The organism is Roseovarius sp. D22-M7, from assembly GCF_037083785.1.
Taxonomy (GTDB): domain Bacteria; phylum Pseudomonadota; class Alphaproteobacteria; order Rhodobacterales; family Rhodobacteraceae; genus Roseovarius.
Genome location: NZ_JBAPKY010000030.1, coordinates 16,173 through 37,537, shown reverse-complemented (window position 1 = coordinate 37,537; position 21,365 = coordinate 16,173). Strand labels below are relative to the sequence as shown.

At 62.6% G+C, this 21,365-nt stretch carries 20 protein-coding genes and 1 pseudogene; 12 read left to right on the top strand and 9 right to left on the bottom strand.

Annotated elements, in window-relative coordinates; translation table 11 throughout:
• Nucleotides 1–56: 56 nt before the first annotated feature.
• Nucleotides 57–326 (bottom strand): hypothetical protein, encoded by a 270-nt coding sequence (locus tag V8324_RS13755; RefSeq protein ID WP_336420501.1) that lies wholly within the window; start codon nucleotides 324–326, stop codon nucleotides 57–59.
• 118 nt (nucleotides 327–444) lie between these two features.
• Here V8324_RS13755 and V8324_RS13750 point away from each other — a divergent pair, with 118 nt between their 5' ends.
• Nucleotides 445–1,047: a hypothetical protein gene (locus tag V8324_RS13750; protein WP_336420500.1), complete on the top strand. Its 603-nt coding sequence runs from the start codon at nucleotides 445–447 to the stop codon at nucleotides 1,045–1,047.
• Nucleotides 995–3,043, top strand: coding sequence for a phage terminase large subunit family protein (locus tag V8324_RS13745; RefSeq protein WP_336420499.1), 2,049 nt, complete (start codon nucleotides 995–997; stop codon nucleotides 3,041–3,043). Before V8324_RS13750 ends, V8324_RS13745 begins: the two co-directional genes overlap by 53 nt.
• 74 nt (nucleotides 3,044–3,117) lie before the next feature.
• Here V8324_RS13745 and V8324_RS13740 read toward each other — a convergent pair.
• Nucleotides 3,118–3,516 (bottom strand): annotated as a pseudogene (locus V8324_RS13740) (Arm DNA-binding domain-containing protein); the annotation flags it as partial.
• 421 nt (nucleotides 3,517–3,937) lie between these two features.
• Here V8324_RS13740 and V8324_RS13735 point away from each other — a divergent pair.
• From V8324_RS13735 to V8324_RS13720, 4 genes are all read left to right on the top strand, one after another.
• Entirely contained in the window at nucleotides 3,938–5,380 is a 1,443-nt protein-coding gene (locus tag V8324_RS13735) for a hypothetical protein (RefSeq protein WP_336420498.1), read from the top strand.
• Complete coding sequence (locus V8324_RS13730; protein ID WP_336420497.1) at nucleotides 5,370–6,293, top strand: hypothetical protein; 924 nt, start codon at nucleotides 5,370–5,372, stop codon at nucleotides 6,291–6,293. The genes V8324_RS13735 and V8324_RS13730 overlap by 11 nt, the downstream gene beginning before the upstream one ends.
• A gap of 72 nt (nucleotides 6,294–6,365) precedes the next feature.
• Nucleotides 6,366–7,370 (top strand): FlgO family outer membrane protein, encoded by a 1,005-nt coding sequence (locus V8324_RS13725; RefSeq protein WP_336420496.1) that lies wholly within the window; start codon nucleotides 6,366–6,368, stop codon nucleotides 7,368–7,370.
• A 114-nt stretch (nucleotides 7,371–7,484) separates the two neighbouring features.
• Nucleotides 7,485–8,543: a FlgO family outer membrane protein gene (locus tag V8324_RS13720; RefSeq protein ID WP_336420495.1), complete on the top strand. Its 1,059-nt coding sequence runs from the start codon at nucleotides 7,485–7,487 to the stop codon at nucleotides 8,541–8,543.
• 558 nt (nucleotides 8,544–9,101) lie between these two features.
• Here V8324_RS13720 and V8324_RS13715 read toward each other — a convergent pair.
• On the bottom strand, nucleotides 9,102–11,216 hold the full coding sequence (locus tag V8324_RS13715; RefSeq protein WP_336420494.1) for a UPF0149 family protein: 2,115 nt from the start codon (nucleotides 11,214–11,216) through the stop codon (nucleotides 9,102–9,104).
• 187 nt (nucleotides 11,217–11,403) lie between these two features.
• On the opposite strand from V8324_RS13715, the gene V8324_RS13710 reads away from it, so the two are divergent.
• Nucleotides 11,404–12,783: an exonuclease domain-containing protein gene (locus V8324_RS13710; protein ID WP_336420493.1), complete on the top strand. Its 1,380-nt coding sequence runs from the start codon at nucleotides 11,404–11,406 to the stop codon at nucleotides 12,781–12,783.
• Between the two features lie 65 nt (nucleotides 12,784–12,848).
• Here the strand turns inward: V8324_RS13710 and V8324_RS13705 are convergent, their stop codons facing one another.
• The 5 genes from V8324_RS13705 to V8324_RS13685 all read right to left on the bottom strand — a co-directional run bounded on the left by V8324_RS13705 (nucleotide 12,849) and on the right by V8324_RS13685 (nucleotide 16,134).
• Nucleotides 12,849–12,983 carry a hypothetical protein gene (locus V8324_RS13705; RefSeq protein WP_336420492.1) on the bottom strand — a complete coding sequence of 45 codons (135 nt, stop codon included), beginning with the start codon at nucleotides 12,981–12,983 and terminating at the stop codon, nucleotides 12,849–12,851.
• Between the two features lie 73 nt (nucleotides 12,984–13,056).
• The gene (locus tag V8324_RS13700) at nucleotides 13,057–13,518 is read right to left on the bottom strand and encodes a peptidoglycan-binding domain-containing protein (protein WP_336420491.1); all 462 of its coding nucleotides are present in this window, start codon (nucleotides 13,516–13,518) and stop codon (nucleotides 13,057–13,059) included.
• Between the two features lie 129 nt (nucleotides 13,519–13,647).
• Nucleotides 13,648–14,406 (bottom strand): formylglycine-generating enzyme family protein, encoded by a 759-nt coding sequence (locus tag V8324_RS13695; protein WP_336420490.1) that lies wholly within the window; start codon nucleotides 14,404–14,406, stop codon nucleotides 13,648–13,650.
• Between the two features lie 18 nt (nucleotides 14,407–14,424).
• Complete coding sequence (nirK, locus tag V8324_RS13690) at nucleotides 14,425–15,642, bottom strand: copper-containing nitrite reductase (protein ID WP_336420489.1); 1,218 nt, start codon at nucleotides 15,640–15,642, stop codon at nucleotides 14,425–14,427.
• Between the two features lie 60 nt (nucleotides 15,643–15,702).
• The gene (locus V8324_RS13685; protein WP_336420488.1) at nucleotides 15,703–16,134 is read right to left on the bottom strand and encodes a pseudoazurin; all 432 of its coding nucleotides are present in this window, start codon (nucleotides 16,132–16,134) and stop codon (nucleotides 15,703–15,705) included.
• 226 nt (nucleotides 16,135–16,360) lie between these two features.
• Between V8324_RS13685 and V8324_RS13680 the strand changes: the two genes are divergently transcribed.
• Both V8324_RS13680 and V8324_RS13675 read left to right on the top strand, forming a co-directional pair.
• Nucleotides 16,361–17,557, top strand: coding sequence for an IS256 family transposase (locus V8324_RS13680; RefSeq protein WP_336420487.1), 1,197 nt, complete (start codon nucleotides 16,361–16,363; stop codon nucleotides 17,555–17,557).
• A 133-nt stretch (nucleotides 17,558–17,690) separates the two neighbouring features.
• Nucleotides 17,691–18,407 (top strand): Crp/Fnr family transcriptional regulator, encoded by a 717-nt coding sequence (locus tag V8324_RS13675; RefSeq protein ID WP_336420486.1) that lies wholly within the window; start codon nucleotides 17,691–17,693, stop codon nucleotides 18,405–18,407.
• Nucleotides 18,408–18,413: 6 nt separating this feature from the next.
• On the opposite strand, the gene V8324_RS13670 is transcribed toward V8324_RS13675, so the two are convergent.
• The gene (locus V8324_RS13670; RefSeq protein ID WP_336420485.1) at nucleotides 18,414–18,626 is read right to left on the bottom strand and encodes a DUF1858 domain-containing protein; all 213 of its coding nucleotides are present in this window, start codon (nucleotides 18,624–18,626) and stop codon (nucleotides 18,414–18,416) included.
• Nucleotides 18,627–18,747: 121 nt separating this feature from the next.
• Between V8324_RS13670 and V8324_RS13665 the strand changes: the two genes are divergently transcribed.
• Genes V8324_RS13665 through V8324_RS13655 form a run of 3 tightly spaced genes read left to right on the top strand, consistent with a single transcriptional unit; the run spans nucleotide 18,748 to nucleotide 21,361 of the window.
• Nucleotides 18,748–19,200 carry a c-type cytochrome gene (locus tag V8324_RS13665; RefSeq protein WP_336420484.1) on the top strand — a complete coding sequence of 151 codons (453 nt, stop codon included), beginning with the start codon at nucleotides 18,748–18,750 and terminating at the stop codon, nucleotides 19,198–19,200.
• Between the two features lie 13 nt (nucleotides 19,201–19,213).
• Nucleotides 19,214–20,563: a cbb3-type cytochrome c oxidase subunit I gene (locus tag V8324_RS13660; RefSeq protein WP_336420483.1), complete on the top strand. Its 1,350-nt coding sequence runs from the start codon at nucleotides 19,214–19,216 to the stop codon at nucleotides 20,561–20,563.
• A 3-nt stretch (nucleotides 20,564–20,566) separates the two neighbouring features.
• A complete protein-coding gene (locus V8324_RS13655; protein WP_336420482.1) occupies nucleotides 20,567–21,361 on the top strand; it encodes a CbbQ/NirQ/NorQ/GpvN family protein in 795 nt (264 codons plus the stop codon).
• Nucleotides 21,362–21,365 lie beyond the last annotated feature (4 nt).

Genomic DNA, 21,365 nt, shown 5'->3' with positions numbered 1-21,365 from the left:
CTACCGGGTGAAGCCCGCCATGCTGGCGGGCCGCTCAGAAGGCTGGGCCGGGAGGGTTATTCCGCGTGTTCGCCCTCGCCAAAGGCGCTGTCGGTGATGCGCTTCAGCAGGCTGGCGTAATGACCGAGGGTGCCGACGTCGCCCCAGCTGATCTCGTCGGGGTGGCAGTCGAAATGGTCGTCGCTGAGCGTCTGCAGGCGGGCGAGCATCTCGTCGATCTCGGCTTTCTTGCCGATGAAGGCGGCGAGCGCGGCTTCCTTGTTCTTCCGCGCTTTCTCGGCGCGGAGCTGGTGGCGCGGGGTGGTGATCGGGTTGAGGCTGGTCATTTCGGTGGCTCCGTGTGGTGAGTTGCATCGTGCTTGTGGATCGACGTTCGCTCCGGGGCGGAACACAATCAACGGAAATCGCAGCAATTCCATTGCTTTATCAGGCGCGGGGTGAGCCATGCAGGGCCTGAGCGAACGCCAGTATGCCGCCCGCGTTGGCCTGTCGCGCGGAGCGATCCAGAAGGCCAAGGATGCCGGGCGGTTGGTGCTGCACTCCGATGGCAGCATCGACGTCGAGGCCTCCGACATGCGGCGTGCCGAGACGACGGACCCGTCGAAATCCCGCGCCGCGCCAAAGGGAACCACAGCCGCAAAGCCCAAGCTGAAGCCGGTGCCCGAGGCCGCGGTCTCTGCGGTGGGGGATACGCTCAAGGAGCAGGGAATGGCCGCGCCGGCCGTCGGCGGCAGCACGACCTTCCTGCAGGCCAAGACCGCGAACGAGGTGCTCAAGGCGCAGGAGCGCCGCATCCGGCTGCAGAAGCTGAAAGGCGACCTTGTCGACAAGGCGCGCGCGGAGACGCTGATCTTCCGGCTGGCGCGCGAGGAACGCGATGCCTGGGTGACCTGGCCCGCGCGGGTGGCCGCGCTCATGGCCTCGGAACTGGCGGCCACCCTCGGCGAGGGGATCACGGTGGAGGCGGCGGTGATGCAGAAGGTTCTGGAAGCCCATGTCCGCGCCCAGCTCGACAGCCTCGCCGAGATCCGCAGCGGCCTTGGATGACGATGTCGCGGGGTTCGATGGCGCCAACGACCTGTTACGCGCCTGGTCGCGGGGCCTGCGGCCCGACCCGGACCTGACGGTGTCGCAATGGGCCGACCGGCACCGCTGGCTGTCGTCGCGCGCGAGCGCTGAGCCCGGGCGCTACAAGACCGCGCGCACTCCGTACATGCGCGAGATCATGGATGCGCTCTCGCCGGTCAGTCCGGTGCAGCGGGTGGTGTTCATGAAAGCCGCGCAGGTGGGCGCGACAGAAGCCGGCAACTGCTTCATCGGCTTCGTGATGCATCACGCGCCGGGACCGATGCTGGCTGTGCAGCCGACGGTGGAGCTGGCCAAGCGCAACTCGCGCCAGCGGATCGATCCGCTGATCGAGGAAAGCCCGGAGCTGCGCGATCGGATCAAGCCGGCGCGCTCGCGCGACGCGGGCAACACGATGCTCTCGAAGGAATTCGCGGGCGGCATCCTGATCATGACCGGGGCCAATTCGGCGGTGGGGCTGCGCTCGACCCCGGCGCGGTACCTGTTTCTCGACGAGGTCGACGCCTATCCGGCCTCGGCCGATGAGGAAGGCGATCCGGTCAGCCTCGCGGAAGCCCGCTCGCTGACCTTCGCGCATCGGCGCAAGGCGCTGTTGATCTCGACGCCCACGATACGGGGGTTGAGCCGCATCGAGCGCGAGTTCGAGGCCAGCGACCAGCGCCGCTATCACGTGCCATGCCCGCATTGCGGGCATGTGCAATGGCTGCGCTTCGAGCGGCTGCGATGGGACAAAGGCCAGCCGGACACCGCAGAATACTACTGCGAGGGCTGCGACGCGCCCATTGCCGAGCATCACAAGACGGCGATGCTGGCGGAGGGCGACTGGCGCGCGACGGCGGAGTCGGAGGATCCGCACACTGTGGGCTATCACCTCTCGGCGCTCTATTCGCCGATCGGCTGGCTCTCATGGGCGCGGATCGCGCGCGCGTGGGAAGCGGCACAGGGCAATGACGAGGCCATGCGCGCGTTTCGCAACACGATCCTCGGCGAGACCTGGTTCGAGACCGGCGAAGCGCCGGACTGGCAGCGGCTGGTCGAGCGGCGCGAAGAGTGGAAAGCGGGCACCGTGCCGGCTGGCGGGCTGTTCCTGACCGCGGGCGCCGATGTCCAGAAGGACCGGATCGAGATCGATGTCTGGGCCTGGGGCCGCGGGCTGGAAAGTTGGCTCGTCGATCACATCGTCATCGAGGGCGGCCCGGGCGATCCGGCCTGCTGGCAGAAGCTGACCGATCTGCTGGGGCGCACATGGGCGCATGCCTCCGGCCAGCACCTGACCATCGCGAAGCTGGCCATCGACACGGGGTTTGAGACCAGCGCCGTCTATGGCTGGGCGCGGCAGGTTGGGTTCGCGCAGGTGGCTCCGGTCAAGGGTCTCGAGGGGTTCAATCGCGCGAGCCCGGTGACGGGTCCAACCTATGTCGATGCAACGATCGGCGGGAAACGTCTGCGGCGCGGCGCGCGGCTGTGGTCTGTGGCAACATCCACCTTCAAGGCCGAGACCTATCGCTTCCTGCGGCAGGAGCGGCCGACACCAGAGGAGATCACGGCCGGGGCCGCGTTCCCGGCTGGAACGGTGCATCTGCCGACATGGGCCGATGGTGAATGGCTCAAGCAGCTGACCGCCGAGCAGTTGGTCACCGTGAAGGGCAGGCGCAGAACGCGCTCGGCCAGATCGACGTGGGCCCATTTCAGCGTCATGATCTCGTTCAGTCGACAGCCGGTCAGGATCAGCAGGCGGGCGGCAAGAATGGCAGAGGGCAGTTCGATCCCTTCGGCCTCCATCTCACGCAGGACCTCACCGATCCGGCGCAGTTCGGCCGCGCTGAGGAAGCGTTCGCGCTTCTCCTCGGGGTATTTCCGGATGTGCTTGCGGGGGTTCGACCCATCCGGTCGCAGCCCCCACATTTCGGCCAGCACAAACATCTTGGACACCACCTCGAGACAGCGGTTCGCCTGATAGGGGATGTGACGTAGGTCGTGATGGAACTTCGCCACATCGGCCCGGGTAATCCCGCTGACGGTCAGTCTGCCGAGGGCGGGGAGGATGAAGCGTTCGAGGTTCCGACGATATTCCTTGGCCGTGCTCGCCTTCACGCGGATCGCGATATGCTCCTTGTCGAACCGCTCCGCCAGTTCCTTGACCGTGATCGCCTTGCGCCCCGCGTCCCGCTCGGCGGCAGGATCATCACCATTGCGCGCGGCGGACACGATGGCGATGGCGCGGGTGCGCGCCTGCTCGCAGGTCAGCACCGTGCTGGGCCCGAGGCTGATCCGCCGGGACCGGCGTCCGGCACGGTACTGGGCCACGTAGCCCTTGCGTCCGCTCGGCAGCACCCTGAGCCCGAAGCCTGGGATCTCGCTGTCCCAGGTGAAGTATTCGGCGGAGTGGGGCTCGAGGGCGTCGACGAGGCGTTTGGTGATCTTGGGCATGGTGGGAGGCCTTCCGGTTCTTTCCGCTCTACAGTGCGGAAGGCGCCGAGATAGTCAACGAACACATTGATATTGCGCAGAAAAAGGAAAAGTTGCGCGGTTCTGCGTGGGTGGTGCTGCGCGTCTGTTCGGGGTGGGGGGTGGATGGTATAAGCTAAAACGGTGTCACTCATCCGGGCATAGCTCAGCGAAGCGCTTAGTGGCCTCGGTCAAGGTCATCACATCTGACATCCACTGGGGGATGCGCCATCTTCATGTATGCCGAACTGTAGTGACGGACCCGAGTGTTGATCGACGAGGCAATTTGGGGCACGGTCAGTTACGATGATGAATCGTTCGGCATCTGTCAGAATCAGTCGACGCGTTCTCCTTTTTGAAGGCAACTGCCGCGCGTCAAAAGTAGAGTTTTCGGAGGCAAAGCATGCCAAGATACTATCAAGATAAACTGAGCATCATGATGCCACTGTTCGCAGCATCATTTTTTTTCCTAAATGGGCAGCCTGGGTTGGTGTATGCGCAGGACCAGTCGGACGCGACCAACGCAGCGGAGACACCACTCGAAGAGGATGCTGGCACAGCCGTCTCAGAAGAAGACGCCTTGGATGAAGTTGAGCAGCGTGCCCTTCAGCCGCTCGATGGAGAATACGGCTCGGAAGTCGAGCAACGCTGGCGGGGAGTGCTGGATGACGCAGGGCTGAGAGAGGGTGAAAATCCCCGCAACGTGTTTATCGCCTCCGGCCTTGCGACAGTCGCAATCAACAAGGGCGCTCCTGGCTGGATCGAGTCTCGGCGAGTGGCGCATGATGTTGCCTTCGCACGCGCAAAGGCCGATCTGGTGGCGGCAATGGGCCAGCGGGTGCAGCAGACAGGAAATACCCGCTTCGTGTCGAACGCAAGTTTCGGTCAGGGACAGGTTCAGAGGCTTGAGGAAGTCGAACAGACGGCCCGGATTCTCGACAAGGCCTCCGAGTTGACCGAAAGGACGCTGGACGAAGCACTGCGGGATATAGACCCTGAGTATGATGCGCAACGCTATGAGCAAATGTCGATGCCAGAGCGGCAAGTTGCCTTGGAAAACCTATTCGAGCAGGCAACCTACCGCATCGCCTCGAGGGTCATTGCTGGTGCAACAACTTTCCGGGTTATCGAAGGTCCGAGCGCAGATGGCGCGAACCACCAAATTATTGTGGGAATGGTCTGGTCGCCGCGGTTGTCCGCACTTGCCGCCGCGATCGCCGAGGGCAGAACGTCCATGCCCGTTGAAGGTGCGCGTATGAGCCCTGAGGAAATGATGCCCGCAACGGTTGGAGATGCTGTTACCGCCATGGGCACGCGAGTATTCATCGATGAAAATGGAGATCGCGCGATCATTTCATACGCACAAGCCGAGCCGGCTCAGGTAAACCCGAACGACCTTGATATGGCGCGCCGGGCCGCGCTTTCGACGGCCGAAGATCTGGCTCTCGGACAGATCGCCACTTTCGTCGGCGAAAACGTCACACTCGAGAGCGAGACCGCCTCAACTCAGCTCACACAAGTCTACGCTGAACTCGTCCAGCGCGGTGTGGAGATTGAGACTGAACAGGTCCAGACAATCCGGTCCGCGAGCGGGCGTGTGCAGATCACGGGCGCGCAGCCCATTTGGCGGCAAGTGGTTCAACATCCAGAGACGGAGCAGGATGTTGCAATCGTAGCTGTGGCCTGGTCACCGTCCAGTCAGGCTATGGGTGAGCGCATGGGTGGCGCTATCGACTCGGCCAGATCAATGGGCAGCGGAGCCGGGCAAAGTGCGGCAGACCCGGATGATGAAGATGTGACAGGCAGAACGTTCGAGAGCGAAGCGGTAGACCCGGATGCGTACTGACGCTTCGAAGCGCTCCAAGTCATGTCGCCACGGTGCTTCGACATCCTGTATTGTGCCAATTTTTCTTGCAATCGGAGCGGCGGTTGCGCCGGTGCCGGCCGCTGCCTGTGATACGCCCGAGGTTGTCGAGCTCCGCAGCGAGGCTTTTTTTTCTGTTCCGTCCGATAGGGAAACGGCCCGTGAGGCGGCTATCAGGGACGGAGTCGTTGATGCACTGCAACGCGCGGCTGGTGCGGAAATCGCACGTGGTTCCCAAACTGCAACAACCAGCTCTCTGAACAGTGTTGAGCGGGAAACAAGGGACCATCTGGTTATACGCAGTGGTGGTCGGGTGCTGGGCTGGGAGGTCATCGACGAGGCGGAGCGCACTATCGGGGACATGGATGGCACGAACATCGTTTTAAGTCTTCGTGTAGAGGTTTGCCCATCCGTTGACGAGCCGCAACCGCTCGTGGTCGCGGTCGCCGAACCCGACGATATATCGGTTGATCTTTCGACCGCCCTTCGCGCGCGTCTGGCTGAGCGGTTCGAAGAAAGCGATGCGCTTGCTGTCGTTCGCGATGCGCCAATTGACACCTACCACGACATTCGTATCGAACTCGACCACACTGTGGAGGTGCGGAACGTAGACAATTCCGAGAACGCGGCAATCTTGGGCAGGTTTCAAAATCCACAAATGATTGATGATGGGGCGTTGCGTTTCCAATTGGTCAGTGTGACTATCACTCTTAGCGCCGTGCGTTTCGTCGATCGTCGAACGATCTCGGAAACAATCGAACGACTGCGACGCGTCCCGCTCGATGCGTCGCCCACAAAGGCCATCGCCGAGTTGCTGGACGAGGCGGTCTCTATTGCAAGCGCGCCCTTGGTTGATGATCTGGAATCCGGCGCACTCGACTATTCGCGAAGATGATTGACGCTTAAGCAACAGTCTAACAGGCTCTGAGAGCAGCCGCTCCATGTAATGTACGAGACGGATGAATGCATGAAACACTATCAGGATAAAGACACGAAAGACGTTCGCTCCGGCTCTTCGCGGCTAAACCTCATCGCTGCTGCCGCACTGGCAGCGGCTGTGATCGTGCCCGGCCAAGCGTCTACGGATGTCGCCGAAGGTATCGACTCACTCGCCGCCCAAATCGTGTCGCGCTCGGCAGCTGCCGACCGAACCACAATCGCCATTGCCTCCTTTCCGCATGTAGACGACACCTGCAGTGAGCTCAGCAATTTCCTGGTGGACGAACTCGTCTTGAGCCTCTTCAGTCTGCCAGACAATGAGCTGTCGATTATCGAGCGCTCGCAGCTCGACCGCATTTTTTCTGAACTCGAATTGTCTCTTTCCGGTGTGGTCGATGCGAACACAACAAAGGAACTCGGTCGCGTGCACGGCGTCGAAACCTTGCTGGTCGGCACGCTGACGAATCTGGGCGACGATTTGCGCGTCAACGCGCGGCTGATCGACACAGAAACCGCGCAGGTTTACTCGGCCGCTGCGATCAACATCCCCCGCACGTCAACATTCGAAGAACTGATGCAGCGGCCTGCCTCTGGTGGCTGTACGATGGCAGCATCCGAAGGCAGTGCAGGCACTAGTGGGCGGTCGACCACGCAGAGCCGCCCCGCGCCAGATTTTGAAATTTCGCTTCCAGATATTGATGAAGATTTTGCCATAGCCTCGCTCGCCGGGAGTTGGTCAGGGCAACTCAATTGCGAGAGTGTCGTCGAGGATCGTGCTATGTGGCTAAGCGATCCGTCGCGAGTGAGCGTTCAAGTAAGGTATTATCATTCCTCTCATACAAGCGGGTCAAGTAGTTATACTACGCTCTCTTACGACATGTCTGGCGGCAGCATCGGAAACAATTTCATCTTGAATATTAGCGAGCGCGGCGTTCCACTCCAATTGATCGCAAAGGATGTCCTCTACGGTGAATTCCATGATGATGGCAGGGATGAACGATGTTCCCTGTATCTTGGGAAATACGATGATTGATATTGCGAATGGAACTGAACGGATGGCGATTTTCCTTTTCGCGTTCACGCGAGCCCGAGATTTACAATCGCAGCGTCCGTGCACCCGCCTTTGGATCAACGGAGAGATGTAAGAATGTGTGGTATTGTGAAAAATATCTTGAGAATCGCAGGGCAGTCCTGTCAGACAGTTGGAATTTTCGTTGCAACGATCTTGGGCGTGACCGCCGTTTCGCCAGAGCGCGCTGTGGCAGGCGTCTCTGAAGGTATCGACTCACTTGCCGAACAGATCGTTGCGCGCTCGGCAGCTGCCGACCGAACCACAATCGCCATTGCCTCCTTTCCGCATGTAGACGACACCTGCAGTGAGCTCAGCAATTTCCTGGTGGACGAACTCGTCTTGAGCCTCTTCAGTCTGCCCGCCAATGAGCTGTCGATTATCGAGCGCTCGCAGCTCGACCGCATTTTTTCTGAACTTGAATTGTCTCTTTCCGGTGCGGTGGATGCGAACACAACAAAGGAACTCGGTCGTGTGCACGGCGTCGACACGTTGCTCGTCGGAACGCTGAGTAACTTTGGCGAAGACCTTCGCGTCAATGCTCGCCTTATCGATACAGAGAGCGCGCAGGTCTACTCTGCCGCTGCCGTCAACATCCCGCGCACCTCGACATTCGAAGAGCTCATGCAGCGGCCTGCCACCGGTGGGTGCACGATGATGCCGACCCGCGGAGCGGCAGGCTCCACGCCGTCGCGCACGGCCGCCGCCCCAGGGAACGGTGGCCTGACGTTCTCGGCCGGTGAACTGGAAAGTTTCGACCAACTACTGGGCGAGTGGTACGGAATGATGGAATGCGATGGACAATTCGAAGAAATCTGGTTCCTTGCCGAGGAAGATCTCGCCAACGGCGTCACTGGTACTTTCCGGCGGTCTAGTTTCCAAGGCTGGAGTGAAGGGAAAAGTGGGGGTTTCAATTCCGGACCCGGTTCTGCGAGCATGACCTTGCTGCCTGACCCTGACGATGACGGTGTTTGGTTTCGAATGGCAGCGAAGCATTATCAGCATTCTAGTAGAGATTTTTCCGAAGCGTTCATGTTGCAGCTTGTTGGCAAAGGCGCCCTCTACGGCACCGCCGCTTCCGATCAATGCAACGAAGTCAACCTTGGACGGCGCCAGAGTGACGAAAGAGAAAACTGAGGACTCCCAAGGCCCGGGTGTTGCGCCAAATAGTTTGGATGCAAAGCTCTACTTGAGAAGACAATGTTAGTTTCACCCCGAGTGCGTTGAGCACAGGAACCCTGTTTTGGTATATCCACGGTGGACGGGGCTTGAACAGATTGCCCAACGAGTTCTCGTCGATTGCCCTGCTACCTCGACCATCACCCCGAGCCCACATGGAAGCATTGTGGAAGCAAGAGGGAACAAAGTGCTGCCAAGTTCTGCGCAATCCCGCGCATGGTGGGCGCAGGGCAGGTGCCACCAAGTGTCGGAAATGTCGAAGAAAAACGCAACCGAGCGCAATCGTTCATGCTCTGTTCGACACGACTCATAACCTGAAGGTCGTAGGTTCAAATCCTACTCCCGCAACCAAATTTCCCAAGCAAATCAAACGCATGTCTGATGGTATTCTGATACCACATCCACTTTGCGCGTTTACATCAACGCCACATCAACACCGGACCAGAAAAACTGCACTGGCAGGCGTTCACGCGCATCGGCGTGCATTGGACTGCATCTGAAGCGGTGGCACCTGTCTCAACCGCTCGCATTCTGATTATGCCGGGCGGCGATCCACTGGCTGACGATCTTCAGTTCGACCGGACTGAAGCCGGTCTGCGCAGCGGTCGAAACCCTCTTGATCATCGTACGATCATCCGGCGCTGTCAGCTTCGCAGGCCAGGATGATTTGAACTCTCCGCAGGCATGGCTGAACCCTGCGGCCCAGTCTTGCCTCGCCACCTCGCTGCGCGCAGAGAGCGCCACGGCGACGCCGTCCTCCGTGTCGGCCTGGTCCAGGGATGCATTGGTTCGCATCATGATCAAATCAACGAAACGTTGGAACGTGTCGTCGTTCAGATTTGAAATCACAGCGCCCATGAGATCTTGCAGCCATTGGCTTGGCGAGATGGGCTTTGGGGCCAAGGAGACCGACATGAGAAACCCGTCGACCCAGTCCGGGCTGATACCAGATCCCTTCAGAAAGCGTGCCAGTTCGCCCTCGCGCTCCGGCCTTGGGTCGGCGGCGCGCATCTCGAGTTCGATCGGACCCGTGTCATCATCTGCCTCGGCATCCTGAGCGAGCCAGATTCCGATGGTTTGGTCATGGACGTCCTCCATGATCGGGACCTTGCGCAGGCTTCGCCCGCCCTTCAGCGCCATCGCGGTCGCGGTGAAGCTTTTGGCGTCCGGGTGATCGGCGGCCGAAAGAACCTGCGCCGCCCGCCCGGTCAGTCGCGCCCAGAAGTCTCGTCGCGTCTCTAGATACTTCCACAGCGCTGTTTCCAGTGCTCGCTCGCTGCGCTTACCTGCCATTGCGGCATGCGCAGCATCGCTTTCCTCGAACCAGCTTTGCAGGACTTCATGGCGCTCCGACCAGCCGTCGCTGGCATTGATGAGCTTGCCCCGCGCCTGCGGCGACATCCCTTCAATCGATTCCGTCATTGGCAGCGTCGCGATCAGTTCGTCGATCGTCACCGGTTCCGGGCGCTGCGCCGTGAGGCCACAGAGTTCGGCCACGTCGATCAATCCCGGGGCAGGGGGGCGTCCGACCGCCAGGCCATCGGCCAGCGCCATGCCAAGAGCGGACTCCAGCCAAGAGAACGGCACCGCGAGGGCGTCAGTTTCCTCGACAAGTCGGTCGCGCAGGGCCCTCTGCTCCGTGGCCGAGCCGCAAGGCAGCGCGTAGGCGTCCTTAACCCCGTGGCCCTGCTTGAACAACAGCATCCCCACCTTACGGCTTTGCCCCGATTGCAGCGCGATCATGACGCTTTGCGCGCCGCCGCCATCCGGCAGGGTCGCCAGGATGGAGTGGATGGTCCAGGGACGGGCCGGGTCTCCCTGAGTGATCCCGTTTCTCATGGCGTTTTTCAAGGCCTGGTCCAGAAATGCTCGGGCGTCGTCATCAGGCATCCAGCTGCGCAGCATCGCCATCCTGCCTGTAAGCTCGGGTGACAGTCTTCGTGCGTCCGCCTCATGCGCCAGCGCCTGCGCCGCGACCCGCCGGGCGTCGGGCTCCGGGTCCAGCAGCCATAGGCAAGACAGTTGAGCGTGGACCGCTTCGCGGCGGGTGGCTGACCAAGCAATGACATTCGCGCGCACCTCAGCAGGCATTGCCGGGAAGGTTTCGCGCAACGCATTGTATATCTCATGCGCATCGCCATTGGTCTGCGAGATCAGGTCGCCGAACAGTTTGTCGAGCATGTCGTCGGCGTCAGCCCCGTCGGGCGCAGGCGCATTCAGACCGGCAGCATCGATGTCCTCGCCTGTCAGCTCCAGCGCCGAGGGGGCAGGCAAGCGGCTCCGCGCCCAGGCGCTTGCCAGTATCATCCGGTGGAATGCGACCAGACGCTCTTGCCCGCTGGCCATTTCTACCGCCTCAGTGAGAGCGGAGAGCAAGGCGTCACCGCGTGCATTGCTGTTCTCTTGAGCCATCCGTGCCGTGTCCAGCGTCGCGCCGAGCAGATCCGAGAGCGCCTCCAGTGACGGGTCATCTTCATCCACTGCACAGATCAGCGCGATCAGCTGTCCACCCAGGGCCGGCCGCTGCAGCATGGCATGGCTTGTCCGCTCGAGGATGTCACGACATGCATCGATGTCATCCCTCAGACGGGTGAGCTTCGTAACCGCCGTCTCGATCCTCTCATCAACCAATCTGCACACTCCCCTTGTTCTTGCCTTCGGTTGGGCCCTCATTTCGGTTAAAGCTAATCAATCTGCGTCACAAGGCCGAGGGGTGAGTGGACTGCGCGAGGCTGCTTATTGTGCACCCTAAAATGATCGGCCTCGCTCGGGGGCACTCCGCTACTGACGTGGCGCGGGCGAAAAGCTACGGTGCTGCATGACCTTCGCCTTCTACGATCTCGAAACGACCGGAATATCGCCCGCGTTTGATCAGCCTCTGCAATTCGCCGCCATTCTGACGGATGATGATTTCAGGGAGATCGAGCGGGTCAATCTGCGCTGCCGCATCGCGCCGCACATTATTCCATCGCCCTGGGCGCTGGTCGTCACCGGTGTACGCCCAGCGCAATTGCTGGATCCGACTCTGCCCACGCTCTTCGAGTTCACGCAGGAGGTCGGCGCGCTGATTGAGCGATGGTCGCCAGCAATCTGGACCGGGTTCAACAGCATCCGCTTCGATGAGGAAATGCTGCGCCAGGCTTTCTACCAGAACCTGCAACCCGACGTCTTTGCCACGCAGTTCAACGGCAACACGCGCTTCGATATGCTGACGGCGCTCTATGCCGTCTGGTATCGCCAGCCCGATCTGTTCGACTGGCCGGTCGACGCTGATGGCCGGGTGCGTTTCAAGCTGGACCGCATCGCGCCGCTGAATGGCTTTGCCGCGCACAATGCGCATGACGCGCTTGGCGATGTCGAGGCGACCATCCACATCGCCCGCCAGATCGCCCAGCGCGCCCCGGCAATCTGGACAGAGTTGCTGGCCAACCGCGACAAGACCCATGTCCGAGCCAGCCTCGAGACCTTTCAGCCCATGGCGCTTGTCGAGCGCTACGGTGGAGGCCTGCCGCGCGCAACGGTCGGCTGCTTCTGCGGCACCTCGGCCAGCAACCCGAACCAGGCGGCGTTCTTCGATCTGGATGCCGCCGATCCGGCTGAGCTTCTTGCTGTCGATGACGCAACCCTCTGCACCGCCGTCGACGCCACCCCCAAACTCATCCGGTCATTCTCGATCAACAAGTCGCCCGCCCTGCTTTCCATGCCGGCGCCCAGCGCGCTCCAGGCGCAGCGGGCGGATGTGATAGCCAATGCGCCCGCGTTCCGGGCGCGGGTTGCGCAGGCTCTGGCCGCGCGCTTCCCCGAGGATCCGGCGGCACCCACCCCTCCCGTCGAAAAACAGATCTATGGCGGCTTTTACAGTCACGCCGAAAAGGCGCTGCTCAAAGAGTTCCAGCGCGCGGACTGGCCCCGGCGCCAGGAGATCGTTGCCAGCATTTCAGACCCGCGATTACGTCAACTCGGCCGACGCTTGGTGGCGTTTCATTCGCCCGAACTGCTCTCGGCTGACGAACGCGCGCAGTATCAAGCCTGGCTGCGAGAGCGCTGGTCAGCGCCGGATGTCGCGGAGACGGAATGGATGACCCTCACCAAGGCGCATGCGGCACTCGACGAGCTGCGCGCCAACGGTGCAGGCCAACCACATGAGCTGAGTGCAATCGCCACCTTCGTAAACGAGCGCGGCGCACTGGACCTTTGACCGCGATTGCCTTGCCTCGCGGCGTCCGCGCGCGTCTCCGTTGTATGCTCGAGCGAAGTCGATAGCTATTTCCCCTTCAGGATGGCGGCGATGATCAACCCGAACGGACCGAGGATAGCCCCCCAGAGCGCCCCTTTGCCGCCATCGATGAAAAATCCGATGATGCCGAAGACGATTGCGCCTGCAATGATGAATTCCATACCGGGTCCCTCTCGAATGGTGACACGGGGAATTGCCCCCGTGCGTGCTTGCGTCCTTTCGCGAGAATGGCTGTCAGTTGCCGGGTTGGACGCCCAGCGCCTCGAGTGTCGCGCGATCAGGGGCGCCCGTAGGGGGCAGGTCGTTGTCCTCCTGAAAAGCGCGCATGGCGCTGCGCGATCCCGAGCCCCAGACGCCGTCTGGTGTGCCAGCATCGAACCCGCCTGCGTTCAGCAGGGTCTGTATGGCGCGGTAGTCGTCTCGCGACATGTCAATCGTTGACCAACCGCAAGCCCCGGCAACAGCCTCAACAGCGGTCTGAACCCCAGCGAGGTCGAATTCGGCATCATGGCGCTGGCCGTCTCCATCGGTCAGGCGGATGAAAAAGTCGTCCGCGTCGTAGAGATCGCGAAGGAACGCCTCTGAGCCCGACCCGAAAAGGCCAGCGCCCTTGTTCGTGGTCAGCTCATTCCACCGGGTCGACTGGGCCGGTGCGCTGTCGATCCTGTAGGTGATGTCAAACGAGTTCCGGCGCATACCGCTGATCAGGAAATCGTCCTGAACGAATACGATCGACGTCTCGACCTCTCGACACTGGGCAAGCAGGGCGGGGAGAATTAACAGGAACGCTTCCCTAGCCGGAAAGGTGGCCTATCCCAATGCCACTCAGGGCCGCTGGACCGTCTGGTCGCTCACGAGACGCAGCCCCAGGTGCGCAGGAGGTGTTCCGACGGCGCAGCCGCCGCGGGCCGGGTCGCGGATGAGGAACGACATCGCCGCGACGTGTTCGCCGCCGAGGAAGTAGGCCGGGCAGCGCCCGGCGGGGCCGGGGTCCGCCGTGCCGGCATAGCAGTCCCGCGTCCATTCCCAGACGCTGCCGTCGAGGTCGGAGATGCCTTCGGGAGAGGTCGAGAAGCTGCCCTGAGGCTTCAGGCCGCGCGGCGCGTTGCCCTCCGTCAGGTAGGCGGAGGCCCAGCCGAGGGACGGATTCGTGAAGGTCGGGTCGGCCTTTTCCGGCAGGACCGGTTGCGCGATCTCGCGCCACTCGCTGGCCGTTGGCAGTCGAAAAAGTGCGCCGGTCTCGTCGTTGATCCAGCGGACGAATTCCATCGCGTCGGCATGGCTCAGCCCCGTGGCCGGCGTGAGGCGTGCATCCTGCCCGGGCCGCACCTGGAGGCGCAGGGCGCAACCGCCCCGGTCGTGGCAGGTGTTCCACTCGGCCACGGTCACCTCGTATTTCTGGACGTGGAGACGCGCGCCGGTCGAGAGGGTGACGGGTTCGGGCGCCATCTGCGGCACCAGCGAGGGGTCGTCACCGGCGCCGCGCCAGACCAGCGCGGCTCCGAGAAGAAGCGCCACCGAGGCGACCACCACCGGCAGACGGCGCCGCGTGACAGTGCGGGTCGATTTACCGGTGGTGGTCATGCGCGGGCTCCCGTCAGCTCAGATCGAGATCGGGCGCGGCGCGACGACCTGTTCCATCAGGTCGTTGTTCCAGTCGCCCTCGACAACGAAATGCGCCGTGCCGCCGAGCATCGCCCCGATGATCAGGTTGTGGTTCACATAGGCGTAGACGCCCGGCTGCTCGAAGGTATACATCGCCGCCGCCGCGCTGCCGCCGCGGACGAACCACGTCTCCATGCCCGTGAGCGGCGGGTCGGTGAAGGAGCTTTCCCACACGTAATCGCCATGCCCCCCTATCAGGTGCGGGCGGCTGTCCACGTTGCATGAATTGTGCACCATCAGAACCGTCTCGCCCACCTTGGCCTTGAGCGCGCCGTCGCCCGTCAGGGCCCCGACGGCACCGTTGAACACCTGGTGCGTCGGCACCAGCGTGCGCATCGCCGCGAGGCTGTCCTCGTAGTCGTCGCCGGCGGCGGCATAGGTCTTGTAGTCACCGGTCTCGTCCATCGGCAGGTAGTAGTCCTGCTCGCCGATATAGGCGATGCTGTCATAGCGCAGCGGATTGCCGTCCTTGTCCTTGAGCCCGTCGCGCGGCAGCACCATGACGGCGCCGTTCATGCCGTGGCAGACGTGATAGGGGATCATCGCGCCGCCCGGCGCGCAGTGATAGGTAAAGCAGCCGGCCTTGGTAGCCTTCCAGCGCAGCACGCATTCCTCGCCCGGATAGACATGGGTCAGCCCGCCGCCGCCCAGCGCACCGGTCGAGGCGTGAAAGTCGATATTGTGCTCCATCATGCTGTCGGCCGGGTTGCGCAGGGTCAGCTCGACCATGTCGCCCTCGTGCACGATGATCAGCGGGCCGGGGACCGAGCCGTTATAGGTCAGCGCCCAAACCTCGGCGCCGGTATCCTCGTCGACCGTCATCAGCCGCTCGGGGGTTTCCATGGTGATCTCGACGATCCTGGGTCCGCCCGTCGCGACCTGCTCGTGCTCGGGCGCGAAGGGCGGCTTTACAAGCTCCTGCCTGACGCGGGTATAGCCCGAAAGGTCCGCGGGTTTCGCCGTGCTGTCGGCGCTCTGTTCGGCGGCGGCCTTGTGGAGCCGTGCAGAGGTCTCGTTGACCTTGTCGTATGTCGGCGTCCGCGGCGTGGCCGCAACACCGGCGCCGGTCATCGCGGCGGCACCGGCAAGCGCCGATCCGCGCAACACGTTGCGGCGGGTGGTCGTCATCGGGCCTGATTTGGTGAAATTGGTCATGGTTCCCTCCTTGGGGTTGGCTGTGGCGGTTGGCCGATCGGTCCGCGCGCCAGGGGCGGATCAGAAGTTCTCGAGTTGCGCCTCGAAGCGTTGCTTGGCTTTAGGCGGCACGCGGCCTTCAAAGAAGTCCGCGGGGATTTCCGCATCGCCAACGGCGATGGTCATTACCATACCCAAAGCGAAATGCGGTTTGCAGATGATGCCGTAGACGCCTTCTTCGGTCAGCGTGACCTCGATTTCCTCGTTGATGCGGCCTGTGAATCCTTCGGCACCTTCGGGGAGCATCCCGTCATTGGTTTCGGCATTGTGGCCCTTGTCGGTGGCGAGAAACCTGATCGTGTCGCCGGGCGCCGCCTGGATGAACGCAGGCTCGAAGACCATGCGCTCTCCGTCCCCGCCCTTGTTTAGCATCTTGACGTCGAAGGTTTCGGCAAAAGCGCTCCCGCCCATCAGGGCGGAGAGGGCGAGGCTGGTTGCGAGTGTGCGGATCATCGGTTTCTTCCTTTCAGATCGTCGTTGCGATTGAGGGGAATATTACCGGTCCAATGGATTGCGAATTTTGCGCTGGCACAAACTTTTGGGTAGTGCCCCACCGGGTGGTGTAGGAGGCCGCGCGCGGAGCCCCTGGCGTAGCGCAGCGCGCAGCCGGGGTGGTGGCCACCGCGCTTCTTCGTAGTTTGAGGTTGCTTGAAGACCGAAGACAACGAAGGAGAGCACGATGACCGACACCATGATCGACCTTCCGGGGGTGATCGCCAAGAGCGACGACGCGGATTTCCTGCGCGAGCTGATCCAGGATGCCGCACAGAGGCTGATGGATATCGAGGTGGCTGCCGTGTGCGGCGCGGGCCACGGCGAACGCAGCCCGGACCGCGAGAACCAGCGCAACGGCTACCGGCCGCGGCAGTGGGATACCCGGGCCGGCACGATCGGGCTGAACATCCCGAAGCTGCGCAAGGGCAGCTATTTTCCGACCTTCCTGGAACCGCGCCGGACAGCCGAGAAAGCGCTGATGGCGGTCGTCCAGGAGGCTTACATCCACGGCGTCTCCACCCGCGCCGTTGATGATCTGGTGCGCGCGATGGGGCTGACGGGCACCTCGAAGAGCCAGGTCTCGCGGCTCTGCGAGGAGATCGACGAGCGGGTGCAGGCGTTCCTGAACCGGCCCCTTGAGGGCGACTGGCCCTTTCTCTGGCTCGACGCCACCTACGTGAAGCTGCGCGAAGGCGGGCGGATCGTCTCGATGGCGGTGATAGTGGCCGTGGCGGTCAACACCGACGGGCGGCGCGAGATCCTGGGCATCACCGTCATGCCGTCCGAGGCTGAGACGTTCTGGGCCGACTTCCTTCGGTCTCTCACCCGCCGCGGCCTGCGGGGCGTGCAGCTGGTGATCAGCGACGCCCATGAGGGGTTGAAGGCCGCCGCACGCAAGGTTCTCGGCGCAGGGTGGCAGCGCTGTCGCGTGCATTTCCAGCGCAATCTGCTGGCCCGCGTGGGCAAGACCAACAAGCCGGTGGTCAGCGCCGTGGTGAAGACCGTCTTCGCCGAGAAGGACCGCGACCAGGCCCACGTCCGCTGGCGCGAGGTCGCCGACAGCCTGCGCGAGCGGTTCCGCGACGTCGCCGAGCTGATGGATGAGGCGGAGCACGATGTGCTGGCCTACATGGCGTTTGACGCGAGCCTGCGCTCGAAGTTGCACAGCACCAACCCGCTGGAACGCGTCAACAAGGAGATCAAGCGCCGCACCAACGTCGTTGGGATCTTCCCCAACCGCGAGGCCGTCATCCGCCTCGTCGGTGCGCTGATGCTGGAACAGAATGACGAGTGGGCCGTCTCGCGCCGCTACATGCCGGTGGAAAAGCTGACCGCAATGTGCGACGATCCCGATGCGGCGCCGATGATTGCCGCACAGTGAACGAGCGACACCGGCTATGAAGAAGCAGGTGGACACCAGTTCCTACACCACTTCCCGGGGCACTACCAACTTTTGCATGATCGGGAACGAAACCAGCGTTGGCTCGAAAAGAAAACTGTGGCAGGAAGTCTGGATGGCTGACGGTCCCGTACGCAAGACCCTGCCGCGGCTCGACGAGAGCCTGCTGACGCATCTGACGCCGTTTTCGCGGCTCGAGGGGCGTCAGATCAGAACAATCCTCGATCTGGCATCTTCGCGGCGCTATGATGCGGGAACGGCCATTTTCGAGGAGGGACATCCTGCAGACCGCTTCTACATGCTCTTGGACGGCTATGTCCGAGTCATCCGCATCACGGCCAACGGCGAGCAGGTCACGGCGCTTTACATCCCCTCGGGTGAACTGCTGGGTATCGCGAGGGCGATCGGGCGCGACAGCTATCCCGCGACTGCGGTGGCCGCTTCGGAGTCGCTCGCCCTGAGCTGGCCGATGGCCCTGTGGGATGCGTTCGTTCGGGGCTATGACGGCTTTGCTACCGAAACACACAAGACCGTGGGTCGCCGGGTTGACGAGTTGCACGAAAGGGTAACCGAGATGGCCACCCAACAGGTTGAGCAACGGGTCGCCAACGCGCTGCTCCGCCTGATCAGCCAGACCGGGCGCAAGGTCGAGACGGGGATCGAGATCGACTTTCCGATCACGCGCCAGGACCTCGCGGAACTGACCGCGACGACGCTGCACACGGTGAGCCGGCTGCTCAGCGCATGGGAGAGGCGGGGCCTGATCGAGAGCAAGCGCAAGCGCATCACGGTGCGCGAGCCCCACGCCCTCGTGGTGCTCGCGCAGGGCTGACCGCTCTCAGGCCATCCCGGCGGCGCGCATGAGCTCACGCAGGAACAGGTCCTTGTCGAGCTCATAGGCGATGCAGGCATCGGTCACCGTGTGGATCGAGCTGACGAAACAGCCGACGCAGAGCATCCTGTGCCGCACGAAGACCGGGATGGTCTCAGGCCATGCCGTCATGAGATCGGCTAGGGGCAGCTTGGGGTCGTCGATTGGCGGCTTCGTCATGCCGGCCTCCTCTCACCGACCAACCTAACGGGGAAATGACGCCAAACGTTGCGCTGGCACAAACTCCGCATCCGGACGCGCCGCTAGAAAACGGGCACCCCGCACTCAAGGAGGCCCGCACATGGCTGAATTCCTCACGAAATCCCGGGCGCGCAACATCTTCTACGGAGGCTCGCTGTTCTTCGTAGTCGTGTTCGTGCTGATGACCTGGCACTCGCATCACTACGTCGTGACGGCCTCCACCGCCGGCATGCCGCTCAGCGAGGATGTCATCCACGGCAAGCACGTGTGGGAGCAACACTCCTGCATCAACTGCCACACCCTGCACGGCGAAGGGGCGTATTTCGCGCCCGAGCTCGGCAACGTGATGACGCGCTGGGGCGTGCTCGACAGCCCAGAGGCCGCGTTCGGCGCCCTCCGGGGCTGGATCGATGCCCAGCCCAGCGGCGTCGAGGGCCGCCGCCAGATGCCCGCCTACGACATGACCGACGAGGACGTGCGCGGCCTCGCGGAATTCCTGCGCTGGGCCGATCAGACAGACACCCAAGGCTGGCCGCCCAACGACGCCGGATAAGGAGGTTCCACCCATGAAATACGAAACTCAAAGTGTCGCCTACTGGTACTTCCTCGCCGCGATGGCGTTGTTCGGTATTCAGGTTCTGGGCGGGCTGCTGGCGGGTTGGATCTATGTCTCGCCCAATTTCCTGTCAGAGATCCTGCCGTTCAATGTGATCCGCATGATCCACACCAACGCCCTCATCGTGTGGCTGTTGCTGGGCTTTTTCGGCGCCGCCTATTTCCTTGTCCCCGAGGAGGCCGAGCGGGAGATCTGGTCGCCGAAGCTGGCCTACCTGCAATTGATCATCTTCGTGGTCGGCACGCTGGGTGCGGTTGGCAGTTACCTGGTCGGCATCCACGGCGGGCGCGAATTCCTCGAACAGCCGCTCTGGGTCAAGTTCGGCATCCTCGTCGGCGCGCTGATCTTCCTGCTAAACATTTCGATGACCGTTCTGGCGGGCAAGAAGACGGCGATCACGAGCGTTCTTCTGATGGGGCTGTGGCTGCTGTCGCTGCTCTGGGTGTTTGCCTTCATCAACCCCGACAACCTCTCCTTGGACAAGATGTACTGGTGGTTCGTCGTGCACCTCTGGGTGGAGGCGACTTGGGAGCTGGTGATGGCCGCGATCCTGGCCTTCCTGCTGCTCAAGCTGACCGGGGTGGACCGCGAAGTGGTCGAGAAATGGCTCTACGTCATCGTCGCCACGGCACTCTTTTCGGGCATCCTCGGAACCGGGCACCATTTCTACTGGATCGGTCTGCCCGGCTACTGGCAGTGGGTCGGCTCGATCTTCTCGACCTTCGAGGTGATCCCGTTCTTCCTGATGATGACCTTTGCCTTCGTGATGGTCTGGAAGGGCCGCAGGAACCACCCCAACAAGGCCGCGCTGCTGTGGTCGCTGGGGTCCAGCACGGTCGCCTTCTTTGGCGCCGGCGTCTGGGGGTTCCTGCACACCCTGCACGGCGTGAACTTCTACAGCCACGGCACGCAGATCACCGCAGCCCACGGCCACCTTGCCTTCTACGGTGCCTACGTGGCGCTGAACCTTGCGATCATCACTTACGCGATGCCGATGCTGCGCCAGCGTGAGCCCTACAACCAGGTGATCAACATGGGGTCCTTCTGGCTGATGACGGGTGGCATGGCGTTCATGACATTCGTGCTGACCTTCGCGGGCACCATCCAGACGCACATGCAGCGCGTGGTGGGTGACTACTACATGGAGGTGCAGGACAGCCTCACGATATTCTACATAATGCGCTGGGGGTCCGGCCTTGTGGTGGTGATCGGCGCGCTGCTGTTCATCTATTCGATCCTCGTGGTGCGCAAGCGCGAGGTGATCGCCCCCGGCCCCGCAAACCCCGTTCCCGGAGAATGAGCCATGAACATGCAAACGACACCCACCCTGCCGTTCTACGAGGCCACGGGGCGCGAATGCGCCCTGTTCGAGACGGCCCAAAAAAACGGTTTACCCCTTCTTCTGAAGGGGCCGACCGGTTGCGGGAAAACGCGCTTTGTCGAGCACATGGCCGCGAAGATGGGCAAGCCGCTTTATACCGTGGCCTGCCATGACGACCTGTCGGCGGCGGACCTGATCGGGCGCTACCTGCTCAAGGGCGGAGAGACCGTCTGGGTCGACGGGCCGCTGACACGCGCGGTGCGCGAAGGCGGCATATGCTATCTCGACGAGGTGGTGGAGGCGCGCAAGGATGTCACCGTGGTGCTTCACCCGCTGACCGACACCCGCCGGACCCTGATGATCGACCGCACGGGCGAGGAACTCGTGGCGCCCGGGGGCTTCATGCTGGTGGCCAGCTACAACCCCGGCTACCAGAACGTACTGAAACGGCTCAAACCTTCGACGCGCCAGCGGTTCCTGTCGATTTCCTTCGACTTTCCCAACCCTGAGACCGAGATCGCCGTGGTCGCCAGCGAAAGTGGCCTCGAGCGCGGGCGCGTCGCCCCGCTGGTGCGGCTGGCCGGGCATATCCGCAACCTGTCGGGCATGGACCTCGAAGAGGGCGTCTCGACCCGGCTGCTGATCTATGGGGCCACGCTTATGGCGGGGGGCATGGGCGTTGAACAGGCGCTTGATGCCGCCATCATCGAACCGCTCAGTGACGAGCCGGACGTGCGGCGGGCGCTGCACGATCTGGTGTCGACGATCTACGGGTGACGGC